Genomic DNA, 25,345 nt, shown 5'->3' on the forward strand with positions numbered 1-25,345 from the left:
GTCACAAATTGATTATAAGGAATCAATTGAAAAATTTTGTGACTTTGAGCCTTAGTGGCAGAGACAACACACATATGAAAAATATAGAAACGCTTACCAAAGAGGCAATTAATTTATTAAAAAACCTGATTGAAACACCTTCATTTTCCAGTGAAGAAGATCAAACGGCACTTTTAATAGAAAATTGGTTCAATCAAAACGAGATTCCTTTTAAAAGAGAGAACAATAATGTGTGGGCTTTCAATAAATATTTCGACGAAAATAAACCAACGCTTTTACTGAATTCACATCACGATACCGTAAAACCAAATCAGGCATATACAAACGATCCGTTTAAAGCAATTGAAAAAGACGGGAAATTATTTGGTTTAGGAAGTAATGATGCCGGAGGATGTTTGGTGTCACTGTTAGCCACTTTTGTTCATTTTTATGAGAATCAAAACTTGCCATATAATTTGGTAATCGTAGCTTCAGCTGAAGAAGAGAGTAGTGGAAAAAATGGTTTAAACAGCGTTTTAAAACATTTACCGGAACTGGATTGTGCTATTGTAGGCGAACCGACTTTAATGCAATTGGCCGTTGCCGAAAAAGGTTTGTTGGTTCTTGATGTAAAAGTGAAAGGAACCGCAAGTCACGCCGCACATCAAAATGATGATAATTCGCTTTACAAATCAATTCCGGTAATGGAATGGTTTAAAAACTATAAATTCGACAAAATATCTGATGTTTTAGGCCCCGTAAAAATGACCGTAACGCAGATCAGTGCAGGAAAACAGCATAATGTTGTACCTTCAGAATGCGATTTGGTTATCGATATTCGTGTGAACGACTGCTATTCAAATACAGAAATTCTTGAAGTGGTAAAAGCCAATGTAAATGCCGAAGTAACACCAAGATCAATGCATTTAAATGCTTCGTCTATTCCAATTGCACATGATTTGGTTCAGGCCGGAATCGCTTTAGGAAGAACAACTTATGGCTCACCAACGCTTTCAGACCAATCGGTTTTGAGTTGTCAGTCTTTAAAACTTGGTCCGGGGGAAACACTCCGGTCACATTCGGCAGACGAATTTATTTTTATCAACGAAATTGAAGAAGGAATCGACTTGTATATCAAAATACTAACGGATTTCTTTAAATTATAATTGTTATCGAAAATTGATTAAACCTAACAGGTTTTTAAAACCTGTTAGGTTTACTTAAAATATATAAAAATATTACCTATGAAACTTTGGGAAAAAGGAATACCAACCGACAAGCAAATCGAACATTTTACTGTTGGAAACGATCGTGAACTTGATTTGGTTCTTGCTAAATATGATGCGTTAGGTTCTATTGCACATGCCAAAATGCTTGGACAAATAGGTTTATTGACTTCAGAAGAAACTACTTCTTTGGTTGATGGATTAAATGATATTATCGCCGACATTGTGGTAGGGAACTTTGAAATTGAAGATAGTTTTGAAGATGTTCACTCAAAAATTGAATATTTACTGACAGTAAAATTGGGCGATGCCGGAAAAAAAATCCATACAGCGCGTTCTCGTAATGATCAGGTTTTAGTGGATGTTCATTTGTATTTAAAGGACGAAGTCAAAGCTTTAAAAGAACAGGTAAAAACACTTTTTGACTTGTTGATGGAATCTGCAGAGAAACATCAAAATGTTTTGCTGCCAGGGTACACGCATTTACAAATTGCAATGCCTTCCTCATTCGGAATGTGGTTTTCTGCTTACGCCGAAAGTCTGATTGATGATATTACAATGCTTAATGCAGCGGGAAAAATTGTAGATCAAAACCCGTTAGGTTCTGCAGCCGGTTACGGAAGCTCATTTCCTATCAACAGAACATTTACAACTCAGGAATTGGGTTTCGAAACTTTAAAATTCAATGCAGTTGCAGCACAAATGAGTAGAGGTAAAGCTGAGAAAACCGTTGCTTTTGCAATGAGCAGTGTAGCAGCAACCCTATCAAAATTTGCGATGGATGTTTGTTTGTATATGAGTCAAAATTTTAATTTTATTGGTTTGCCATCGCATCTTACAACAGGCTCGAGCATTATGCCTCACAAGAAAAACCCTGATGTATTTGAATTAATCAGAGGGAAATGTAATAAAATTCAAGCGTTGCCTTATGAAATCACTTTAATTACAAATAATCTTCCAAGTGGTTATCACAGAGATTTACAGTTGCTAAAAGAAGGTCTGTTTCCGGCAATTCAAAACTTAAAAGCCTGTTTGGATATTGCTATTTTCTCTATAAAAGACATTACAGTAAAAGATCATATTTTAGAAGATAAAAAATATGATTATTTGTTTACTGTAGATACTTTAAATGAAATGGTTGCGGCAGGAATGCCTTTTAGAGATGCTTACAAAGCTGTTGCTGAACAACTGGAAGCCGGAACTTATAAATCGCCAAAAGAAACTAAACATACACACGAAGGCAGTATTAATAATCTTTGTCTGGATGCTATAAAAGATAAAATGAAAGCTGCATTTTAAAATATCATAAAAAAAGACCGATTTGCTTTATACACTAATCGGTCTTTTTTTATATAATTTATTGATTAAAGTTAATATAAGTATTAAACTTAGAGTTTTGAGCATAAAAAAAGGTTATTGATTTTTGTCAATAACCTTTTTTTATGGAGTTTGTTTAAAACTAATTTTTTATAACCTTAAAAGTTTTAACTCTGTTTTCAATTTGTACTTTACTGATGTAAACCCCTTTAGCAAGGCTTCCAACGTTTAATTCTAATTTCTCGTTACCAGTAACACTTTTTGTATGAGTATATACTTTACTTCCATTAGCGGAAAATATTTCAATAAGAGCTGTACCATTTTCAATACTTGAAAATTCGATGTTTAAAAAGTTGTCTACAACTGTTGGATAATATTTAAGTTCTAAATCAGATATATTATCATTAACGCCTAAATTAGGACAACTACTAGAAATCACACCAGCTGAAGTAACCTGAAGTGTAGCACCTGCACCACAAGTTGCATTTGGTACATAAGTAGCAACATTGGCTATAGGAAGTACTGAATAAGTATAAGTTGGTTTTGAGGGTGCCGTTCCTGCATCCAGACCTGTAACTGCCGTAGAAGTTGTTCCTTTAACACAACCATCAAATTTTACCTGAACTGTTCCGGAACCTTCGCTAACAGGGCTGGAAATTGTAGCTACTTGTTCAAAATTACAATTCTCCACATAACAAGTTGTACCTTTATTTCCTGCACCTAAACCAACTGCGGTAGCTCCAGAAACGGAAGTTTTGTAATAACAATTTAATAAATGTAATTCGGCATTTCTGGCTCTTGGCATTCTGGCTTTACAGCCTTCTGCCCAATAGCAGTTTTTAAAGGTAATACTGAATCTTCCATTTGCATCTGTTGTTGGGAAATCAGTAATACTCGATCCCACTAAGTCAGTAAAACGGTGATCAGCAGAACCTCCTGATCCACCAGCAGTTGGAGCTTTTAAATAGGTGAATTTACACCATGAAATGGTTACATTATCTGCATCACCTTTGTTGTCAAAGTTACCGTCCATTCCGTCCTGAAACTCACAGTGATCCACCCAAACATTGGTACCTTCATTGGTAAGATTGTCACGGCCATCAACATCGTAAGCGCCAGGTCCTTCAAAAATAAGATTTCTGATAATAACATTATTAGAACCGGGTTTTATATAAAGAGTTCCAGAATTTGCGGCTGAAGTTGGGGAATCACCAACAGTTATCTGAGTATTTCTAAGTTTTGCTCCCGGTAAACCGATAATAGTTTTATTATTCAATAATACACTAGTATAAACACAATCAATAGTTCCCGAAACCAAAATTACTGAATTAGCAGTGGAAGTTGAGTTAAGGGCTGTTTTTAAAGATGCATAATCTGAAACAGTTACTGTATTAGAAGCAGTCGGAGTTCCAGCTCCGGTTGCTGCAGCACCAAATCCTTCGGGAGCTGACATGTAATAATTTTGTGCAAAAACACTGGATAAACTTAGTAGGAAAAAGAATAAGGGGAATTTTTTTCTCATTTTAATTTTTGTTTAATTGTTTAAGTTAATTTAACGATCGTGGTTTAATGTAATCGATTGCACAAATTTAATTGAATAAAATTTAAAATAAATATTTTTATAAAATAATTATAATTTTATGATATACTTTTGAATTAATGAGTGCTTAATTCAATTATTTATAAAAATAAAACATTCTTAAGAGTGTTTTATTTTAAAAACTATAAAAACTCAATATGATTTAAAAAAGATAATTAGATTCCTCAAAAATATATTGTAAGAATACTTCATTTGAAAACTCTAAAAAATTAAAAGCCAGTCTTAAAACTACAAGTAAAAAAGGAGCAAGAGAGGAATCAAATTGTAAAATAAAATGATAAAAAGAAACCCCAAATTTGAGAATAAGGGGTGTTATTTTGTATGTTCATTAATTTAAATATTATAAAATTAAACTTTTCCCAAAGTATATAATTGTTCCATTGTTGGCGTGATGCTTCCGCCCTCCGGTTCTAATGTAATACCAAAAGCTTCAGCATAAACAGTTTGATTTACAGCAAATATTTTTTGATCATTTTTTTCAAAATCACTTAATAAACCAATGCTTGTTGGAGTCAGGACAGGGCTTAATTTAAGTGCCCATACCTGATAAACCATTCCTTTTGGAGGTTTAGGCAAACCTGCAGCATCAATATAAGTTGTTTTGGTTTCTTTATTCCAGTACACTTTTGCAAATGATTTTGGTGAAACTGTTTGGCCTCCCAGAGTTACACCTGTATTTTTAATATCCCTGACAATAGTCAGATTTTTTTCGACAGCTTTGTTTTTTTCTCCTAAATAAGCATACTCTTTTTCAATTTTATTTTTTTGTCTACCAATAGTTGAAATAGCCTGTTTGGTTTCATTTAACTGTAATGTCTGATAACCAATACCCAGAAGTAATAATACGGCAGCTGCCCACCCGGTATATTCTGACCAGCGGGATGCTGGTTTCATTTCGATAGTTTTACCGTATTTCAGTTCAAGTTTAGCTTTAATTTTTTCATAATTGGCTACAGAATGAAAAGGTGAAAAACTAGAGGACAGTGCTACAATTGCTTTTTCTATAGAAATTATTTCGTTGTCAATTTCGGGATTATTTTTTGCCATATTGGCAACTTCTATGTTTTCGGATTCACTTAGTAATCCGTACACATAAAGTTCTAAAATACCTGATTCTATATAGTCTTTTGCTTCCATTAGATTTTCAAATAATTACGTAAATCATTAATACAGTTCCTGTTTTGTGTTTTTACTGTTCCCAACGGAATAGCTAATTCTTCGGACGCTTCTTGTTGTGTATATCCTTTAAAGAATAACAAATCAATAATTTCAATACATTTTGGTTTTAGTTTTTTAACAAATTCCTGAATTCCAATCGTATCAATCTTATTGTTCAACTTATTATTATCCTCTAACAGATGTACGAAATTATCAGAGTTTAGGTTTTTTTGACTGTTATTAAAGCTTTTAGAACGTAATTTATCAATCGATGTATTTCGGGCGATATTTAGGATCCAGGTATAAAACCGACCTTTACTTTCGTGATAAGAATCAATGTTTTTCCAAATTTTTACAAATACTTCCTGAAGAACATCTTCTGCTTCTTCTCTGTTTTTTACCAGAACATTGATTATAGAGAATAAACTTTTGGAATACATATCGTATAAATGTGTGAAAGCTTTTTCATCTTTCTTGTAAATTAAAACTAATAATTCTTCCTGACTCATAGATTTTGGTTTTAGCTTATACAAACATATACATTTTCAATTGATGGACAAAAGTGTATGAAATATCTGAGTTAAAGATAATTCATTTTTTTGTAAAAATGTGTTTTTTTTATGCCTGAAACCCCTTGTAAAATAAGGGAAACTAAAAATAATTAGCTTTTTTATGATGTTTTTTAAAACCAAAATTCAATTTTTTACGTACATAATTTATTATAGTAAAAATCTGATATTAATTTACTTGTAAAAGGTAAAAGAATTCATATTTATTATTTAATTATTATGAGTACAGCCAAATTAATGAAGAAATTAATAGTTGATGTCTTCGGGACTTCCAATCGAAAATGTTTATGTATTTAATAGAGTATCTAAGGTATCTGGATATAAAAAATAATTTTCCTTATAAACCGAAGCATCAACTATTCATTTTAATGTCAAGAAAAAGGAAATAAGATTTAATACATGGTTTGATTTGTTTGTATGGTTGAAGCCTAACGCCTGATTAGCGTTAGGCTTCTTTATTTAACTTATATTTAATAAAAATAACATAATCAAAAGCTTCATGTAAAATTGATTTTGATTAATTTTATAAAAAATTAAAACGATGAAAAAAATATTATTTCTGTCCTGTGGTTTACTATTTTTATTTAGTTACCAAATTCAGGCACAAACAAATAAAGCAAAAACGCCTAAAACAGATAAGGTTATGACAAAAGAAACCATTTATCAATATAAAGTTGAAGATTTATCAGGAAACGCTTTTGACTTTGCTTCTTTAAAAGGAAAAAAAGTAATGATTGTAAATACTGCTTCAAAGTGCGGATTAACACCTCAATATAAAGATCTTGAAGCCATTTACAAACAATATAAAGATAAAGGTTTTGTAATTGTAGGTTTCCCCGCAAACAATTTTGCTTCGCAGGAACCTGGAACAAATGCAGAAATTGGCGCTTTTTGCCAGCAAAATTACGGAGTGACTTTCCCTATGATGGACAAAGTTTCTGTAAAAGGGGATGATATGTGTGAGGTGTATAAATTTTTGACTCAAAAGTCGAAAAATGGTTTGCAGGATTCTGAAGTAGAATGGAATTTCCAGAAATACCTGATTAACGAAAAAGGAGAATTGGTAAAAGTAATTAAACCAAAGACATTGCCAACTGATCCGGAAATTATAAATTGGATAAAAAGCTAATATTTAGACTATCTAGACCAAAAAGTCCACAAATTTGTATTTAAGATATAAGTTTGTGGATTTTTTTTTAGAAGCTGTTTACTTCGTCAGTTCGCTATCGCTCATGCTGTTCTCATCAGGGACCAGGCAGTCTTTTGAAAAGAAAATTTATTTTAATATCAGCTGCATAAAAACCAGATCAAGCCAATGATCAAATTTATAGCCTACTTCACGAATAGTTCCTATTGCTGTAAAACCAAATTTTTCATGAAAAGCAATACTTCCTGTATTGTCACCGTCGATTGCACCAATCATTACATGAAAGCCTTGTTCTTTAGCCAACCTGATTAATTCGGTTAATAATTTAGTTCCAATACCTTTTCCAATCACATTATCAACTACATATACAGAATGTTCAACAGTATATTGGTATCCAATTTTTTCTCTGAATTGTCCATAACTTCCAAAACCAACGACTTCACCATCTAAATCGGCTACAACAACAGGCATATTTTTAGTTTTTTTATCCTCAAACCATTTTGTCTGTATTTCCAAAGTCTGAATATCATAGTTGTAATTTGCAGTTGTATGCAGAATAGAATGATTAACAATCTCCAGTATTTTGTCTAAATCTCCTGATTTTGCAGGTCGTATTGTTAAATTTGTCATGTTTTATAAGATTGTTAAATGTATGCGAAGCTTATTTTATTTAAAAATTTGCTTTTACAAATATATTCTCTTTTATAAAAAGAGGCTTAATATCTTTTCTGTTTATAATGTGAAGTTTGTAACTTTGCGATATAGGAAATTTATAATTTCTTAAAAAATAATATACTATAACGAATGATTTACCCCAAAATACCGCTTGCTCAAAGCATTATAGAAATTTGTTCAGCAAAAGGCATCACCAACATTATAATTTCTCCCGGATCCAGAAACGCACCTTTGACCATAGGTTTTGCACAAAATTCTAATTTTAACTGTTACAGCATTGCAGATGAACGCTGTGCAGCTTTTTTTGCATTAGGAATTGCCCAGCAAACCAAATTTCCAACAGCAATTGTCTGTACTTCAGGATCAGCATTATTGAATTATTATCCGGCAGTTGCGGAGGCATTTTACAGTCAGATTCCGTTAATCGTTATTTCGGCAGATCGTCCGCAAAATAAAATAGATATTGGAGACGGTCAAACAATACGCCAACAAAATGTTTATGAAAATCATTCGGTCTTTAATGCCAATTTAACTGAAGAAGCTTCGGAAGAAAATGATTTAAAAATAAATAAAGCAATAGAAACAGCAATTCTTCAAAAAGGTCCGGTACATATTAATGCACCTTTTGAAGAGCCTTTGTATGAAACGGTTGAGATACTTTCGGTTCAATCAAAAATCACCAATGCTGAAGAAACGACTGAATCAAAAATCATTGAAAATGTAGAAGATTTTGTTTCTATTTGGAATTCGGCTAAACGCAAACTTGTTTTAGTTGGTGTAAATGAAGTAAATTCAATTGATGAGAAAACAATAGAGAATCTGGTTAAAGACCCATCGATTGTAGTGCTGACAGAAACTACCTCTAATTTACATCATCCGAGTTTTATTAATAGTATTGATACTTTAATTACACCCTTTGATGATATTGATTTTAAAGAGTTTGAACCGGAAATTTTAGTGACTTTTGGAGGAATGGTCGTTTCAAAACGTATTAAAGGTTTTTTACGAAAATACAAACCGGTGCATCATTGGCATGTTGATACTTTACGTGCTTATGATACATTCAATGCATTAACAAAACATTTTGTAATGCAGCCAAATCATTTTTTCAATGATTTATTATCTAAAGCGGTTTTTGTAAAAAGTGATTATTTCAAACAGATAAACAAGATTTATGAGTTGCGAAAAATTAAAAAGCAAAAGTACTTGGATAAAATCCCATTTTCAGACTTTAAAGTGTTTGAAAAAGTAATAGCATCTTTGCCTAAAAATAGTCAATTGCAAATAAGTAACAGCTCAGCAATTCGATATGCACAATTAATTGATATTGATCCGTCGATTGAAGTTTTTTGTAATCGCGGAACAAGTGGAATTGACGGAAGTACATCAACAGCAATTGGTGCAGCTGTCGGAAGCTTAAAACCTAATGTTTTTATTACCGGCGATATCAGCTTTTTATATGACAGCAATGCGTTATGGAATTCATATATTCCTAAAAACTTCAAAATTATTTTGATTAATAATGGAGGAGGGGGGATCTTTAGAATTTTACCCGGACATGAAGAGAAACCTGTTTTTAATACCTATTTTGAGACTTCCCATCATTTAACTGCTGAGCATTTGGCAAAAATGTATCAAATAAATTATTTTACCGCAACAGATTTACCTTCATTAGAAAAAAGTATAACTTCATTTTATGAAATAAATGATAAACCAAATATTTTAGAAATTTTTACTCCAACTTTTGAAAATGATGTTATTTTAAAGCAATACTTCAGGGAATTGATTTAAATAAATTAAGTATAAAAGCGCCTGATCAGGTGCTTTTTTATTTTAGCGAAAGTTTCAACGAATTGGTATTGGGAATACAGGTAAACTTGTATGTCCCAAATCATCAACTGTTTGTACTGCAAAGAAATAATTATCTTTTGAATAGGGTATTTCAGCTTTAGTATCTTTTACAAAAAATGTTTTTTCCCAATTGGGAGAAGAAGTTTCTCTCATCAAAATCTGATAACCATACTGTACTTTCTCATCTGGGGCATTCCAAATTAACGTTGAAGAATTTGAAAGATTTTTAACTTCTATACCAACATTTACAGGAGCTTTCGGGGACCATGCTAAATTTGCCAAAGTTGCTAAGTTGGCACAGGTATTTTTTCTTAAATAATCAAAATCCATAAATTCAGGAAGATCACCAAATTTAATATTATTTTCAGTTCTTAAATCCTGATGTTGATGTTCAAAATTTTCATTCATTTCACAAAACCTAACAGCAGTAAATCCATTTTGACTAAATGGGGTATGATCCCCACTGCGTAAAAAGCGATCATTTCTATACACCAATTTTACTTTTAACTGATCTACATATTGTTCTGTAACTATTTTAATATAACGTGCCAATAATCTCGAAGGACTATCATTGTCGCGATTTGTTGCTTTACGTATTTTAGCTTCGTCTTCAGTTTCTAAATACGGAATGGCTTCACTAAAGATTCTGACTTGCGTGTTGTCTCTTAAATTAGTTCCGCTGGATAAGCTATTTCCAATCATATCATTATTCAGCATGGTAATAATATTCCAATTAGATTCTTTAGCTAATTCGGCAAGATGTCTGGAGCCATAAAGACCTTGTTCTTCGCCTGTTACAGCAACAAAAATAATAGTGGAAGGAAAAGATCTTTTGCTCATAATTTTAGCCAATTCCATTACAGCGGCAACTCCGGACGCATCATCATTAGCGCCCGGTGCATCAGATTTTACATTCATTACATTAGTTACACGTGAATCCAGATGTCCGCTGATAATAAGAATACGGTTATCATTAGGATCTGTTCCTTTTAAAGTTGCCATTACATTACCAAGCTGGCTGTCTGTTGTAATTCGTTTCCCGTCAGCCTTAATTGTAAAATAATCAATAGTTGAAGTTAACCTTCCATTAGATTCCAAAGCATATTTATCAAATTCAGATTTTACCCATTTTTGTGCGGCACCAATTCCTTTGGTTTTACTCTTCGTGTCACTCAAAGTATGTCTGGTTCCAAAAGAAACTAATTTCCTCACCGTTGCTTCCAGGTTTTCCGCTTTAACTTCTGTAATCATTTTTTTTATTTCCGGATCTTCAGCAACTTGTGAAATACTTATTTGAGAAAAGAATAAAAAGGTAAAAACGAAATAAAAAGTATTTTTTTTCATTTGATTTGGAATTAATTAAGGTTCTCAAATTTAATTAAAATAGAATGAATCCTAAAAAAGATATTTCTTAATTTTTATGCAAAACATTTTTCGCTTTACCATTTTCAAACTTCGTACATTTGCGCTTTAAAAACTTAGCTGTTTTAGAGCTCAGAATCTCATTATAATGATTGAAATAGGAAAATACAATACACTTACCATCTTACGTGATACCAAAGTTGGATTATTTTTAGGAAATCCTGAAAAAGACCCGGAAGGGATTCATGATATATTATTACCAAATAAATACGTTCCGAATGAATTTGAAATAGGCGAAGAACTCGTTGTCTTTGTTTATTTAGACCATGAGCAGCGCCCGGTTGCAACAACACTTGAACCTTATATTTTATTGAATGAATTTGCTTTATTGAGGGTAAATTACATCAATCAGGTTGGCGCCTTTATGGATTGGGGGATGGAAAAAGATATCCTTGTTCCGTTTAAGGAGCAGGCCCGTCCAATGGAAAAAGGAAAGCGTTATTTGGTTTATCTTTATATGGATGAGAAAACCAATCGTTTAGTGGCTTCAAGTAAATTGAACCAATTTTTAAAGAACGATCAGCTTACAGTTGAAAAAGGGGAAGAAGTTGATTTAATCGTTTCGCATATTACTGAATTGGGAATCAATGTGATCATCAATGAACAACATAAAGGATTGTTATATAAAGATGAAGTATATGATGATGCGATAAGAACCGGAGACAGGATGCGTGGTTATATAAAAAATATTCGTCCCGATAATAAAATAGATGTTGCTTTGCAGGTACAGGGTTATCAAAGCATTGAGCCTAATGCCGAGAAAATCCTGGATGAATTAAGAGCTAATCGTGGATTTTTACGCTTAAATGATAATTCACATCCTGAAGACATTAAAACCGTATTAAAAATGAGCAAAAAAACTTTTAAAAAAGCAATTGGAGCTCTTTATAAAGACAAACTTATAGAAATTAAAGAGGATGGAATTTATCTTGTAAAAGAATAAAATTACTTAAAAATTAATTCAAAAAAATCCCGAGAAGGAATCTTTTTGGGATTTTTTTATTTTCGGTGTTTCCATCTTTTGTGCGTCCATAAATAATATTCCGGAGCTTCAAGAATTTGTTTTTCCACTTCTTTTAAATACATTTCAGTAATTTCAAAATTTGCATAATCATTTGGATTTTCGCAAATCGGAACTATCGTTGATTCATAATATCCTCTTTTTATTTTTTTTACTTTAATAAATAAAACACTTAAATCATATTTTTTGGCGAGCATTTCACCACCGGTATGAACCGGAACTTCAATTCCCATAAACGTTTTTGAATGAAAAATTCTATCCATTTTAGGTGATTGATCACTGGCTAATCCATAAAGGCTTAAAATTCCTTCTCGTTGATTTTGTGCCATTAATGGAATTGTTTTTTTAGTTTCAACTAATTCAGTACCATATTTTGAACGTATTTTTCGAACTAATTTATCAAAATAAGGATTGGCAATTTTTTTATAAACACCAATTGGTCTGAATTTTAATCTTTTAGTAAGGCTCAAAAGCCATTCCCAACTCGCATAATGAGAAGCTAATAAAACGATACTTTTACCTTTTTCTTCATATGCCCTCATCGCATCAATATTGGTAACAGTAAATCTTTTATCCATTTCTTCCGGAGAAATATTCATTGTTTTTATCATTTCCAAAAACATATCACACATATGCTGATAGAATTTTTTTTCTATAACTTTTCGTTCTGTATCGTTTAAATGAGGTAATGCAAGAGCAAGGTTTTCACGTACTATTTTTTTGCGGTAGCCTAAAACATAATACACCAGAAAATAAACACAATCTGAAAACCAGTAAAATATTCGAAAAGGAAGTATTGAAATAAACCAAAGTAGCGGATAAGCCAAAATATAAACAAGAAACTGCATCTAACTTTTTTTTACAAAGATAAAGTAAAAATGAATAACGCCATATATTTTGGACAGTTTGAAAGTTATCTCCAAGATTGACTATATTTACAATTCAAATAAAATAAAATTTATGAATACCATTTTGATAGGGATTATTGTTGCCAATGCACTAATTAGTTACAAAGGATTTAACGATCTTGCTTTTTTTAGAAAATACGAATTTCATGTTGGAAGTATTCGTTCCGGCGAGCAGATAAGAATGCTTTCTTCGGGTTTTTTACATGCTGATATAATGCATTTAGCGTTTAATATGCTGACGCTTTGGTTTTTTGCGCCAACCGTTATTGATTATCTGGGTAATTTTTCATTCATTTTAGTTTATGTTGGGAGTTTAATTTTTGGAAGCTTACTAACTATGTTATTCCATAAAAATGATTACAGTTATCGGGCCGTTGGAGCTTCAGGAGCTGTAACGGGTGTTTTATATTCCGCAATATTATTACAACCTGACATGATGTTGGGAATTTTTGGGATCATTCCTATACCAGCGTATCTTTTCGGAATTTTATATTTATTATATTCTATTTATGGGATGAAAGCCAAAAATGATAACATTGGGCATACGGCGCATTTTGGAGGAGCTGTAGGAGGTTATTTAATCACTTTGATAAGAGAACCGTCATTGATTATGGACCATAGTTTGATGACAATTTTACTGGCGATTCCTATTCTAATACTTTTTGTAATGGCTAAAATGGATAAATTATAATGCTGGCATAAATTTTGAAATGCCATTATTAAATAATTTAAATATAACAAAAATGAAAAAACTAGTATTATTTATAACAATCATGTTTATGACAATGACTTACGGTCAGGAAATCAAGCAAATTCCTCAAATAAATGTAAATGGAGAAGGAAAAATAAAAGTAACACCTGATCAGGTTAGTATTTCGGCTACGGTTGAAACAAAAGGGAATAATGCTAAGGATGTTAAAAAACAAAACGACGAAAAAATAGATGCTGTTTTAAAATTCATTAAAAAAATGAATATTCCAACAGCAGATTTTAAAACGAAACAGGTTGCTCTAAATCCGCAGTATGATTATGAGAAAAAGAAAACCAGCTACAATGCGATACAAACAGTAGAAATTGTATTGAAAGATTTATCTAAATATGATGAATTGATGGAAGGTTTGGTTCAGCAAGGAATTAATCGTATAGACAAAGTTTCTTTTGAATCATCTAAACTAACCCAATATCAGTCAGAAGCAAGAAAACTGGCTATTAAAGATGCAAAATCAAAAGCAGAAGACTATGTTTCGGTTTTAGGTCAAAAAATTGGAAAAGCAATTACTATTTCCGATAATTCACAAATTTACCAGCCACAGCCAATGTATGCAGGTATGAGAATGAAAGAATCAGCTGATGCAGGCGCTTCAAATGAAACTTTAGCGATTGGAGAAATTGAAATTACAGCAAATGTGAGCGTTAGTTTTATCTTAGACTAAACTTAAAAACAGATTACAATAAAAATTCCCAATACCAATAATCTTAAATTTTGGTATTGGGAATTTTTAATTTTATGCCATAAAAAAAGTCCTAATTTTCATTAGGCCTTTTTCATTGTTTTTAGGTTAATTCTACAATATAAATTCCGTGACTAAAGCCATTGGTAGAAAAATTATAATTTATGCTAATACCAAGATCTTAAGAATAGTCTTTAATGCGGATTAGGAAAAATTCCACTTACTTTCATAGAAGTATAAAGTACAAAATTAAAAACTATTTATGTAATACGTTGAAAAAAGTAGATAATCAACAATAGCTTAAAAAATTGCAATTTTACCTGTTTGCATTTCTCCTAAGCTTGTAACTATTTTATAGATATAAATTCCTGACGCAATATTTTTCATATAAATGTTATTGGTTTTAGAAAGTAATGGCGAAGTAATGGTATTTTGTCCACTAATATCATATAAATAGAAAATAGCGTTTTGCTCTTTTTTGGCTTCAATATTTAATTCTTCATTTTTGCTTAATAGAGTGGGGGAAACAAAAAACAAATCATTGCCTAAATAGTTGGTATCAAGAATTGGAGAACTTATTATATTATTGTTTTTTAAAATTATGTTTATTTTATATTTATTAATGCCTTTTATAGGGACAGTGTCTAAAAAAGAGAATGTTTTTGAATTGATATCATTTATTGTACTAATAACACTTTCGGCATTATTAATTATTTTTACTAACTCAATTCTTTTGATATTGAACAAGCTAAAAAGACTGGCATCAATTTTTACTTTGTTCTGTTCAAAAACTTCTGCTACAGTCAACTCGAAATAACAATTTGAGTTTTGAGCATATTGTAATGTTGACTCACTTTTTATTCCTTCATTATTGTCAAGTACAGGAACTACAGTGTAGATTTTTCCGTCAGTATACGTGTAATTTGAGCTTGTTGTTTGTTCTTTAAATTCTAAATGATCTCCTGTTAGTTTATATATATTAAATGAAGTAACATTGGTAGGTTTGTCCCAATTAATTTCTGTTGTGCCATCACAAACTAAGCTCGTACTAATATTTAAATCATAAGAAATCGTAAAGCTTTCAGAGATATAATCGGTATTATCAATAGTCATTTTTAGTTTTGCTTTTGAAAATTTTTGTTCTGTAGGCGTATAAGTAAATTGTTCATTATCCAGATTTATATTATCTGTGATAATTTCCCAGGTCTGTCCATTATTATAACTAATAGACAATTGTCCTGGAATACCAGAAAATGAAGAATCCCATTTGAAAGGCGAAATAGTTTTGCCGTCATAAGGGAAATTATCATTATGAGCAGGGTAATTCCATTCAAATCGATTTTCCAATTCATATTCGTAAGCGATACTGTATTCCTGGGATGTATTGGAGACGTATGAACCAATAATATTGATAGTATAAGATCCAGATACGGGGTTTTCACTAGTGACTTGCTCTATAGTGTTAATTTTATCTTTGCCTCTTACAGCTTGTTGCTGTGGAGCATCCGGATTAAGAATCCATGGTAAAAAAGTGTTATTGTCAGCTGAAATTACTTCCATATCTAAATCGTTTACCAAACTTATATTACTATTGATTGCAGCGGGCAAATCATTCCATACTAATGTGATTTTTAAGTTTTTTGCATTTGACGGAAGCGTAATGGTATGTGAATTTGTCTGACCAGATGTCAAATTACCAGATATAATTCTATTTTCGCTGATGGTTTTTAAACTTTTATTAGCATTGATATTACCATAGCCATAGGTAAAATCCGGGCCTATGTTACCTAAATCTTTTGCACTATTAATTAAAATTGCTTTTGTGAGCGCATTCGTCAAAGAGGTATTGTTTATTGTTTTATAATGTTGCTTCATCAATGTAATAATTCCTGTAGCTAGTGCTGTAGAATTTGAAGTTCCCTGTGTGCTAAAGGCCACTAAATCTGGTTTTACACGTCCGTCATAGGCTGGACCTTTTGATGAAAACGGCATAATTATTTCATTTTGGTCAATACAACCAAATACAATACTGTTTTTAGATTGCTTAAAATTACCCGTAATAGATTTATAACCCTGGAGTCCACTATTACCTGAGGAAAAGCAATGAGTCAAATTTACATTTGAGAATAATTGAAAATCATAGGCATTAGCGAGAGAGCCATAAAAATTCTCAATCAATGTGCCGTAGGAATGATTTTGAGTGGTTGCACCTTCTAAAGTTGCAACTTCATCGGGATAAATATTCAAAAAGTCAGACGATTGTATTTTAGCCTTTTGAACGACTCCTTTTCCTAATTCAGAACTATTTCCTAATCCGCAAACTATAGTAGCCATAGCCGTTGCATGGCTCGTTACATTAGCCGATTGTGTTTTAGAAGGAATGTGTTTATTTAAAAGGTCTATATCATTTAGATCAAAAAAATCATCTTTGATAGAAACAATCTGATTTTCGCCTGTTAAAAGAGGAAAATTAATATTGGCTTTATTTATAGAATTTATACTAAAATTTTGATCTATTATTTTAGATTCAGCTTTTGGCTGTAGGGATTCTTGCGAAATAGAAGATACACTGTTCAACTCTATGATCTCATCAATAATTTTTTTCGAATCACTTTTTATGATTACAAGATGATTATCGAGTATTTTAATATCAGAAATACGCATTGATTTCAATTCAGTAATTAAAGCGTCGATTGTATCAGTTGCAATTATATACTGCCTTTTTTCCTCATGATTTGAAAAATTTGAGGGTAATTTCCATAAACTATTAACAGGAAGGTTTTTTTTTACAGAGTGGTCAGATCGTAAACTTTCATTTTCAATAATACAAAAAGTACTGTCCAGTTTTTTTACAACCTTGTATTTGTTTTGATGTGCATTTTCTAAAAATGTAAAATAGTATTTCTCAAATTTTCTTTCGTTTTCTTTTTTGATGTATCGTTTCCATTTTTCGGCACTTTGCGAGAAACTGATTGTCGTTATCATAAAAAAGAGAAAGGTAATTCGTTTATTCATTTACTATATATGTTATAAATTTTATAAGCATTATTATCAATATTATCAATGGCACAAAGATTGTCTGTTGCACGTGCTTATCCCTTTTAATTAGACAAGGTAAAGATAAAATTTGTGCTTAATGATTTCTATTTGAAATATTTATCCGTTATAAGTAAATCAAAGTTATTAAATTATTTGTAAAAATTTTATGATTTTTTATTTCATTCTAAATCTTCAAAATCTGTAAAAGCAATATTGTATTTGTAATCGTTTTTATATTTAAATACTATTCTAAAAAATGTAAAATATTTTTTTTTACTGCTAAACAAAGTAAAATATTGAACTAGTATAATGATATTTAACTAACTGGTTTATGTTTGATTCCCGATTTAACTGGATCTTCCCTAATAATCAGATAATTATTATTAAAATAATAATACAAAATATTTAACAAAGAATGTTAAATTTGTTAAATATAAAATTTATAAGTATTTTAATGTTAAATATTATATAAATTTGAGGACAAATGTTACAATATCTTGTAAAGACCCCTTTTTTATCAACTAAATTTAACAATCAAAAAGATTACTATGAAAAAAATTAAATCAATTTTAGCCTTGGCGCTTATAGCACTAACAGTGTTATCTTGTAATAAAGAAGATAACTCAGTTCAAACAAATCAAGAATCTCTTAAAGTAACACCAGAAGTGTTAAGTAAAATTAGTTCATTATCACTAAATAACTCAGATGTTCAGGTTATTAAAAATACTAATTTAGACGGTACAACTGAGGATGCCTTCCTTATAGAAGGAGATATTGTCATCACACAGGATCAATTAGATAAAATGGATCTTCACGGAGGTATTACTACAGAACAATACCGTACCACTAATTTAGTTTCTGCTCCAAGAACTATCAGGGTTGTTGGATTATCAGGAACTGGTACATCAGCCTTGAGCACAAATATGCGTAATGGATTGCAAGCGGCAATAAACAGATACAATAATTTAGGTTTGTCTATTAATTTTACACTAACCTTTAGTTCAAGTACTTCAGGTGCAAATATTGTTGTGAGAAGACAGACAGGATCTGCCGGTGGAGTAGCAGGTTTCCCTTCAGGAGGGAATCCTTATAATTCAGTTACATTATATTCTGGATTAGATTCTTATTCAACAAATGTAAATGCGCACGTATCTGCACATGAAATAGGACACTGCATTGGTTTACGTCATACAGACTGGTTTAGCCGTCAAAGCTGTGGAGAGAATTCAAACGAAGGAACAGCTGGAGTTGGAGCAATTCTAATTCCGGGTACACCTTCAGGATATGATGCAACTTCTTATATGAGAGCATGTTTTAGTTCAAGCGAAACCGGAGCTTTCAATGCTAACGATATTACAGCTCTGAATTATTTATATTAAAAGTTGAATTAGAGTTGTCTTTACAAAATAGAAGAGACTGTTTCACCCAATTTGTGAAGCAGCCTCTTTTTTTTTCATTGGTATTGGGAATCTTTAATTTTATGCCATAAAAAAAGTCCTAATTTTCATTAGGACTTTTTTGTGGGGAGAGCAGGATTCGAACCTGCGAAGTTCACACAGCAGATTTACAGTCTGCCCTCGTTGGCCGCTTGAGTATCTCCCCGAAGCTTGTATTGATGCGCTTTGTTGTTCTAAGCGGTTGCAAATATATAAACGTTTTTGATGTTTACAAACTAAAATCGAACTTAATTTTAAGTTATTTTTTAATCCATTGGTAGTGAATAAAATAATAATCAGGATTAAATCAATTTCTCAATTTTTTATGACAGAATAATTAGTTTAAATCATTTTATGGTAAAATTCATCTTGTATTTAGGGTTTAATTTTTGTAAAACCCTAAATGATATTATAATTATTGGATTAACCGTATTTATACGTAAGAAAATAAGTTTTTTAATATCAAAAAAACATATATTTAATATTTTTTTTGATAAAATAATAAAAAAAAATCGCTTTGTAAATTGTTCTATTGTGTCATTTTAACGATTATTTAAGTCGTTTGTCGAGTAAATTTCTTAAAAAATTGGTTTAAACATATTTTAGTAATATTAAAATGATAAAATGTTTTAATACAACTATCATGAAAAAAACACTACTTACATTAATAATTTTCATTTCGTTAGAAGTTGCTGCCCAAGTACCGATTCACGAATTTAATTTTAACGGAACATTACAGAATACGAAAAACACCATATCTTTTATGGGGGCAGAAAATTATGTAACAGATAGAATGGGGAATGAAAAAGGTGCACAAAGATTGACAAACAAGGCTTTAGAAGCTGTAATTGATAATCTTCCGCAGAATAACAAACCAAGAACGATAACTATATGGATTAAAATGAATGATCTTTCGTCTGCAAATTATATTTGGGGATATGGATTGGCGTTTAATGGTCAATATTTTGGACTCCTGCAACAAGGTATAAAAAACTCTAATTCTGATTTAAGCCTGGCGGGTTGGGGTGTTTCAAATAACATCATGGTGAACACTTCTTTGATTAAGGATACGTGGTATCAATATAGTGTTACATTTGATGGCAGTATTTCAAAAATATACAGAAATGGTGAATTATTAAAAGATTCAAAAGAGATATCCCGAGATACTCAAGGGAATATTTTTAGATTAGGAGAGTTCAATACAAAAGTAGGCATCAATGCTGATTTTGATGAATTAAAAATTTATGACGTTGCCTTATCTGATCAAGAGATACAGGCATTATATAATTCTTCAAAACAAGTTATCCCTGTTGCCGTAGCAAATTCTAAGTTAAATACTATTGTAAAAGAAGAGAACCAAAAAACGAATAAGAATTCGACGGTTACTATAAAACCAAATACTTTGAATACAAAAAAAATAGAAGTTTTTTCCCAGGGGCAAAAGGTATTAAGTAATAATTCACAGGAAATAAATTTAAAAGAACTTCCGGAAGGGATATATTTATTGAAAGTAACTAATTCACCTTCGAAAAAAATAACATCTAAATAAACAAGAAAGGCCATTCATTACGAATAGCCTTTCTCTTTTTATTCTAGTTTTAAAAAATTGTAATTAAAAAAAAACAGAAATAAAATATTCTAATCTACTTAAAAAGTAAAACTTTTAAAAATTTTAAGAATTACTTTTCGAAAGGTGTGTCTTTTAAACAATCAATTCATTTTTTTCAAAAACAAGAAATCAATTTCACGGTTTAACCTTTGGTTTGATATAATATTTATAGAAAGTTTTTCAATTTTAATTTTCTATTATCATAATCATTTTTTAATAAATTGAATAAACAAATCTAGGATTTAACCTTCGGTGTTACTCTCTTTTTTTTGAAGTTGATGCATATGAATAAATCATTTGCCCATTATTTTTTGTTTTATAATTAAAAACCGTAAAAAAATGAGCGACAAATTTTTTAAATTTTCTCAAAAAAGTCATTTTTTAGGTTAATAAATCAGTGAAAGAAAATCAATCTTAAAACCAATAAAAAAATGTATCTTATTGATTTCTAGACTGTAAAAATACTTATTTTTTTTGAAAGCAAGTGTTAAATATTATTATTTTTTATTTTAAAAACTTTATTGGTTGTCAGGTATCAAATTTAGAAGAAAGACTTGCAAGGAATTGAGTAGGTAAAAATGTAAAAATGGTTTATTTTTACGCTATAATTATTTCAAACAAAAATAAACAGAAATGGATTGGATAACTGCCAGAGAATTCGAAGATATAACGTATAAAAAATGTAACGGAGTTGCAAGAATAGCTTTTAACAGGCCAAATGTTAGAAATGCTTTTCGCCCAAAAACAACCTCAGAATTATATCAGGCCTTTTATGATGCACAGGAAGATACTTCAATAGGAGTAGTTTTACTTTCTGCTGAAGGCCCTTCTACAAAAGACGGGGTTTATTCTTTTTGCAGTGGGGGAGATCAAAATGCACGTGGAAATCAGGGTTATGTTGGAGATGATGGTCAACATCGTTTAAATATTCTTGAAGTGCAACGCTTAATTCGTTTTATGCCAAAAGTAGTAATTGCTGTGGTTCCGGGTTGGGCAGTTGGCGGCGGACATAGTTTGCATGTAGTTTGCGATATGACTTTGGCCAGTAAAGAACATGCTATTTTTAAACAAACGGATGCTGATGTAACCAGTTTTGATGGTGGTTATGGTTCCGCATATCTGGCTAAAATGGTTGGACAGAAAAAAGCACGTGAAATTTTCTTTTTAGGAAGAAATTATTCTGCTCAGGAAGCAATGGATATGGGAATGGTAAATGCCGTAATTCCGCATGACGAATTAGAAGCCACTGCTTACGAATGGGCTCAAGAGATCCTTCAAAAATCGCCGACATCTATAAAAATGCTGAAATTTGCCATGAATTTAACCGATGACGGCATGGTTGGACAACAAGTTTTTGCCGGAGAAGCAACACGTTTGGCTTATATGACCGAAGAAGCAAAAGAAGGAAGAAATGCCTTTTTAGAAAAAAGAAAGCCTAATTTTGGTGAAAATAAATGGTTACCATAAAAAATTATAAAAATTGTTTCAAGCTACGAACCTGAAACTTGAAACCTAAAACTAAAAAAAACTAAATAAATAATAATGAAACATTGGATTGAAGCCGCCAGATTGCGCACATTACCTTTATCAGTTTCCGGAATTATAGTAGGAAGTATTTATGCTTTATCAAACCCAACAGAAACCATTAATACACCAACAGAAGTATTCAGCTGGAAGATTTTTGGTTTTGCACTTTTAACTACGCTTGGATTACAAATATTGTCCAATTTTGCAAATGATTATGGTGATGGGGTAAAAGGTACGGATAATGCTGACAGAATAGGCCCTCAAAGAGCTATACAAAGTGGTGCAATTACGCCTCAGGCAATGAAAAAAGCAATTATAATTACGTCTGCATTGACATTATTATCAGCCATAATTTTAATTTATTTTGCTTTTGGAAAAACAAATTTCATCTATTCCATCTTTTTCTTATTGCTCGGAATTACAGCAATTGCTTCGGCAATTCGTTATACAGTAGGGAATTCAGCATATGGATACAAAGGTTTCGGTGATATTTTTGTTTTTGTCTTTTTTGGATTAGTAAGCACTTTAGGAGTTAACTTTTTATATTCAAAAGAAGTTGATCCCCTTTTGATTTTACCGGCTATTTCAATTGGTTTGTTGAGCGTAGGAGTTTTAAACCTGAACAATATGCGTGATGAAGAATCTGATAAAAAATCAGGGAAAAACACCATTGTAGTTCAAATGGGCGGTGCAAAAGCTAAAATTTATCATTTTTCATTAATCATAACAGCAATGCTTTTAGTGGTAATTTTTGCCATTTTAAGCCATTATAATTTCGATCAGTATCTGTTTTTACTGGCTTACATACCTTTAACAAAACATTTAATTACTGTTTATAAAAACCAGAACCCTAAGCTATTAGATCCAGAATTAAAAAAACTGGCACTTAGTACATTCTTGCTTTCCATATTATTAACAGTATGTATGATTTCATTAATTTCTGATATTGTTGTAAATCTTTTTTTAGGAGGAAGATAATTGTTTCACTCAAAATTTAATTAAAATGAAAATCACATTTTACGGTCATGCCTCATTAGGAATTGAAGTAGGGGGTAAACATATTATTGTAGATCCTTTTATTACAGGGAATCCATTGGCTTCAGCTATTGACATAAACACATTAAAAGCCGATTATATTTTGCTTACACATGCACATGGCGATCATGTCCTGGATGTGGAGGCAATTGCAAATCGTACACAAGCTACCATAGTTTCAAATGCCGAAATTGCAAGCTATTATGCGAAATTTGGCCTAAAAGCACATCCGATGAATCATGGCGGAAGCTGGAATTTTGACTTTGGAAAAGTAAAATATGTAAACGCAATTCACTCAAGTTCTTTTCCTGACGGAAGTAACGGTGGAAATCCGGGAGGTTTTGTGATCGAAGGCGAGCATAAAAATATCTATATTGCAGGCGATACAGCACTTACGATGGATATGAAACTTATCCCTATGCGTACCAAATTAGACCTTGCTATTTTACCAATAGGGAGTAATTTTACAATGGATGTTGAGGATGCCATAATTGCTTCTGATTTTGTAGAATGCGATAAAATACTCGGATATCATTTTGACACTTTCGGATATATCGAAATCAATCATGAAGAATCTATTCGTAAATTTTTCGATAAAGGAAAAGATTTAATGCTCCTCGAAATCGGAGAATCTATAGAATTATAAAATATGTTATATCCTGAGTGTAGTAGAAGGAAGGAGCTGTTTCCTGCTGTACGCTATATCTTTTTCCGGCTAAAGAAGCCAGAAAAAGGATGCCGCTTCCATCAGGGCTAGAGCTTTAGTTTTTTACAAGAAATTATTTTAAACAATAGTTTCATTAATTAAACCTGTTGGGTGAATACGTCAGTTCGAGTGTTTTTTGAGTAGTAAAACGGAACAAAAAATGTATCGAGAACTATTTTAATTTTAATTTTCTTGTTCTCGATACAATCCCTCCTAAAACCGGGATCACTTGAACTGACGAAAAATTAAAATTAAAAAACCGGAACTCTAAAATCTAAAATAAAAACAATGTCTAAACAATTCTCATCATTAGGAATTTCAACACCAATTTTAAAAGCACTAAGCGAATTGAATATTGTTGAGCCAACAGAAATCCAACAAAAAACAATTCCATTACTTTTATCTGAAAATCATGATGTTGTGGGTTTAGCCAAAACCGGAACAGGAAAAACTGCCGCTTTCGGATTGCCTTTATTGCAATTAATCGATACAGCATCTCCAGTTGTTCAGGCTGTAATTCTGGTACCAACAAGAGAACTTGGGCAGCAAATTTTTAGAAATCTCGAAGGTTTTTCAAAACATATCCCAAATATTTCTATTGCGGCAACTTGCGGAGGAATTCCGATAAAACCTCAAATTGAGCGGCTTACAAACCCAACACATATTGTTGTGGCAACACCGGGGCGTTTAATTGATTTGATTCAGCGTAAAGCTGTTGACTTGAAACAAACCCAATATTTGGTTTTAGACGAAGCCGATGAAATGGTTTCAATTTTAAAAGAAAGCTTGGACGAAATTATTACAGAGCTTCCAAAAAAACACAGGACTTTATTATTTTCGGCCACTTTACCCGGGACAATAAAACAGCTGATTCAGAATTATTTAAACAAAAATGTAGTTCAGATAAGTGCCAGCATGGAAACAGTTGGTAATCAGGGAATCGATCACGAATATATTGTGGTTGATCCTATTGAAAAACTGGATGTTTTGATGCATTTTTTGAATTCAAAAGAGGGCGAACGTGGAATCATTTTCTGTAAAACTAAAGCTGCGGTCAACAAATTAGCTAAAAATCTGGCCATAAATAGATTTTCATCAGGAGCACTTCACGGAAGTTTATCACAAGGAATCCGTGACAGGATTATGGAGCAATTTCGTGAAGGACATATCAATATTTTGATTGCTACAGATTTGGCAGCCAGAGGAATTGACGTTAAAGAAATTTCTTATGTTGTAAATTATCATTTGCCGGACACTTATGAAACTTATGTCCACAGAAGCGGAAGAACAGCAAGAGCAGGAGCAAAGGGACTTTCCTTAACAGTTTTACAAGAAGAAGAAATAATTGAGATTCCTGATTTTGAAAGAGAATTGGGTTTGAAGTTTACAGAATTTAAAAAACCAACTGTTGCAAGTTTAGAAGAAAATAATACCCTTTTATGGGCAAAACAAATCTTTAAAACAAAACCAAATCATGATATTTCTGCTGAGTTAAAAACAAAAATAAAAACTGTTTTTCATCATTTGACTAAAGATGAATTAATTGAAAAATTATTAGCTAATTATGTTCTGCAGAACAAAAACGATATAGTTGAAAAACCTGTTAAAAAATTCAAAAAGTAAGTTATTCCGACTTTGTAACTGTTAAATTATATTGTACTTTTATGAG

At 31.5% G+C, this 25,345-nt stretch carries 20 protein-coding genes and 1 tRNA gene; 13 read left to right on the forward strand and 8 right to left on the reverse strand.

Annotation, left to right across the window (positions count from 1 at the left end; genetic code table 11):
- Window positions 1-74: 74 nt before the first annotated feature.
- On the forward strand, window positions 75-1,145 hold the full coding sequence (locus PMI10_RS06880) for a M20 family metallo-hydrolase (protein ID WP_035631515.1): 1,071 nt from the start codon (window positions 75-77) through the stop codon (window positions 1,143-1,145).
- Window positions 1,146-1,223: 78 nt separating this feature from the next.
- Window positions 1,224-2,504, forward strand: a complete 1,281-nt coding sequence (gene argH, locus PMI10_RS06885) for an argininosuccinate lyase (RefSeq protein WP_007806036.1) — start codon at window positions 1,224-1,226, stop codon at window positions 2,502-2,504.
- Between the two features lie 160 nt (window positions 2,505-2,664).
- Here the strand turns inward: argH and PMI10_RS06890 are convergent, their stop codons facing one another.
- The 3 genes from PMI10_RS06890 to PMI10_RS06900 form a co-directional block, all read right to left on the reverse strand.
- The gene (locus PMI10_RS06890) at window positions 2,665-4,044 is read right to left on the reverse strand and encodes a T9SS type A sorting domain-containing protein (protein ID WP_007806038.1); all 1,380 of its coding nucleotides are present in this window, start codon (window positions 4,042-4,044) and stop codon (window positions 2,665-2,667) included.
- Window positions 4,045-4,470: 426 nt separating this feature from the next.
- The gene (locus PMI10_RS06895) at window positions 4,471-5,259 is read right to left on the reverse strand and encodes an anti-sigma factor (protein WP_007806040.1); all 789 of its coding nucleotides are present in this window, start codon (window positions 5,257-5,259) and stop codon (window positions 4,471-4,473) included.
- Window positions 5,259-5,789, reverse strand: a complete 531-nt coding sequence (locus PMI10_RS06900) for an RNA polymerase sigma factor (protein ID WP_007806041.1) — start codon at window positions 5,787-5,789, stop codon at window positions 5,259-5,261. Before PMI10_RS06900 ends, PMI10_RS06895 begins: the two co-directional genes overlap by 1 nt.
- Before the next feature lie 601 nt (window positions 5,790-6,390).
- On the opposite strand from PMI10_RS06900, the gene PMI10_RS06905 reads away from it, so the two are divergent.
- Entirely contained in the window at window positions 6,391-6,978 is a 588-nt protein-coding gene (locus PMI10_RS06905) for a glutathione peroxidase (protein WP_007806043.1), read from the forward strand.
- A 147-nt stretch (window positions 6,979-7,125) separates the two neighbouring features.
- Here PMI10_RS06905 and PMI10_RS06910 read toward each other — a convergent pair whose 3' ends face one another.
- Window positions 7,126-7,626, reverse strand: a complete 501-nt coding sequence (locus tag PMI10_RS06910) for a GNAT family N-acetyltransferase (RefSeq protein WP_007806045.1) — start codon at window positions 7,624-7,626, stop codon at window positions 7,126-7,128.
- 174 nt (window positions 7,627-7,800) lie between these two features.
- On the opposite strand from PMI10_RS06910, the gene menD reads away from it, so the two are divergent.
- On the forward strand, window positions 7,801-9,462 hold the full coding sequence (gene menD, locus PMI10_RS06915; RefSeq protein WP_007806047.1) for a 2-succinyl-5-enolpyruvyl-6-hydroxy-3-cyclohexene-1-carboxylic-acid synthase: 1,662 nt from the start codon (window positions 7,801-7,803) through the stop codon (window positions 9,460-9,462).
- Between the two features lie 54 nt (window positions 9,463-9,516).
- Here menD and PMI10_RS06920 read toward each other — a convergent pair whose 3' ends face one another.
- Window positions 9,517-10,866, reverse strand: coding sequence for a M28 family metallopeptidase (locus PMI10_RS06920; RefSeq protein WP_007806049.1), 1,350 nt, complete (start codon window positions 10,864-10,866; stop codon window positions 9,517-9,519).
- Between the two features lie 166 nt (window positions 10,867-11,032).
- Between PMI10_RS06920 and PMI10_RS06925 the strand changes: the two genes are divergently transcribed.
- Complete coding sequence (locus tag PMI10_RS06925; RefSeq protein ID WP_007806052.1) at window positions 11,033-11,887, forward strand: CvfB family protein; 855 nt, start codon at window positions 11,033-11,035, stop codon at window positions 11,885-11,887.
- A 56-nt stretch (window positions 11,888-11,943) separates the two neighbouring features.
- On the opposite strand, the gene PMI10_RS06930 is transcribed toward PMI10_RS06925, so the two are convergent.
- Window positions 11,944-12,813 (reverse strand): lysophospholipid acyltransferase family protein, encoded by an 870-nt coding sequence (locus tag PMI10_RS06930; RefSeq protein WP_007806055.1) that lies wholly within the window; start codon window positions 12,811-12,813, stop codon window positions 11,944-11,946.
- A 112-nt stretch (window positions 12,814-12,925) separates the two neighbouring features.
- Between PMI10_RS06930 and PMI10_RS06935 the strand changes: the two genes are divergently transcribed.
- Window positions 12,926-13,564 (forward strand): rhomboid family intramembrane serine protease, encoded by a 639-nt coding sequence (locus tag PMI10_RS06935; RefSeq protein WP_007806057.1) that lies wholly within the window; start codon window positions 12,926-12,928, stop codon window positions 13,562-13,564.
- Between the two features lie 52 nt (window positions 13,565-13,616).
- Entirely contained in the window at window positions 13,617-14,306 is a 690-nt protein-coding gene (locus tag PMI10_RS06940) for an SIMPL domain-containing protein (RefSeq protein ID WP_035631526.1), read from the forward strand.
- A gap of 318 nt (window positions 14,307-14,624) precedes the next feature.
- Here PMI10_RS06940 and PMI10_RS06945 read toward each other — a convergent pair whose 3' ends face one another.
- Window positions 14,625-17,339, reverse strand: coding sequence for a S8 family serine peptidase (locus tag PMI10_RS06945; protein ID WP_007806059.1), 2,715 nt, complete (start codon window positions 17,337-17,339; stop codon window positions 14,625-14,627).
- Window positions 17,340-17,911: 572 nt separating this feature from the next.
- Between PMI10_RS06945 and PMI10_RS06950 the strand changes: the two genes are divergently transcribed.
- Window positions 17,912-18,742, forward strand: a complete 831-nt coding sequence (locus PMI10_RS06950) for a M57 family metalloprotease (protein WP_007806060.1) — start codon at window positions 17,912-17,914, stop codon at window positions 18,740-18,742.
- A gap of 142 nt (window positions 18,743-18,884) precedes the next feature.
- Here PMI10_RS06950 and PMI10_RS06955 read toward each other — a convergent pair.
- A tRNA-Tyr gene (locus PMI10_RS06955) sits at window positions 18,885-18,965 on the reverse strand.
- 477 nt (window positions 18,966-19,442) lie between these two features.
- Here PMI10_RS06955 and PMI10_RS06960 point away from each other — a divergent pair.
- The 5 genes from PMI10_RS06960 (at window position 19,443) to PMI10_RS06980 (ending at window position 25,299) form a co-directional block, all read left to right on the forward strand.
- The gene (locus PMI10_RS06960; protein WP_035631517.1) at window positions 19,443-20,348 is read left to right on the forward strand and encodes a LamG-like jellyroll fold domain-containing protein; all 906 of its coding nucleotides are present in this window, start codon (window positions 19,443-19,445) and stop codon (window positions 20,346-20,348) included.
- 693 nt (window positions 20,349-21,041) lie between these two features.
- Window positions 21,042-21,875 carry a 1,4-dihydroxy-2-naphthoyl-CoA synthase gene (locus PMI10_RS06965; protein ID WP_007806063.1) on the forward strand — a complete coding sequence of 278 codons (834 nt, stop codon included), beginning with the start codon at window positions 21,042-21,044 and terminating at the stop codon, window positions 21,873-21,875.
- A 75-nt stretch (window positions 21,876-21,950) separates the two neighbouring features.
- Complete coding sequence (gene menA, locus PMI10_RS06970; RefSeq protein WP_007806064.1) at window positions 21,951-22,913, forward strand: 1,4-dihydroxy-2-naphthoate octaprenyltransferase; 963 nt, start codon at window positions 21,951-21,953, stop codon at window positions 22,911-22,913.
- A 25-nt stretch (window positions 22,914-22,938) separates the two neighbouring features.
- Window positions 22,939-23,616 carry a metal-dependent hydrolase gene (locus PMI10_RS06975; RefSeq protein WP_007806065.1) on the forward strand — a complete coding sequence of 226 codons (678 nt, stop codon included), beginning with the start codon at window positions 22,939-22,941 and terminating at the stop codon, window positions 23,614-23,616.
- Window positions 23,617-23,964: 348 nt separating this feature from the next.
- The gene (locus PMI10_RS06980; protein WP_007806067.1) at window positions 23,965-25,299 is read left to right on the forward strand and encodes a DEAD/DEAH box helicase; all 1,335 of its coding nucleotides are present in this window, start codon (window positions 23,965-23,967) and stop codon (window positions 25,297-25,299) included.
- Window positions 25,300-25,345: the final 46 nt, after the last annotated feature.

Origin of the sequence: Flavobacterium sp. CF136 (assembly GCF_000282055.1) — a bacterium.
Lineage (GTDB): Bacteria > Bacteroidota > Bacteroidia > Flavobacteriales > Flavobacteriaceae > Flavobacterium.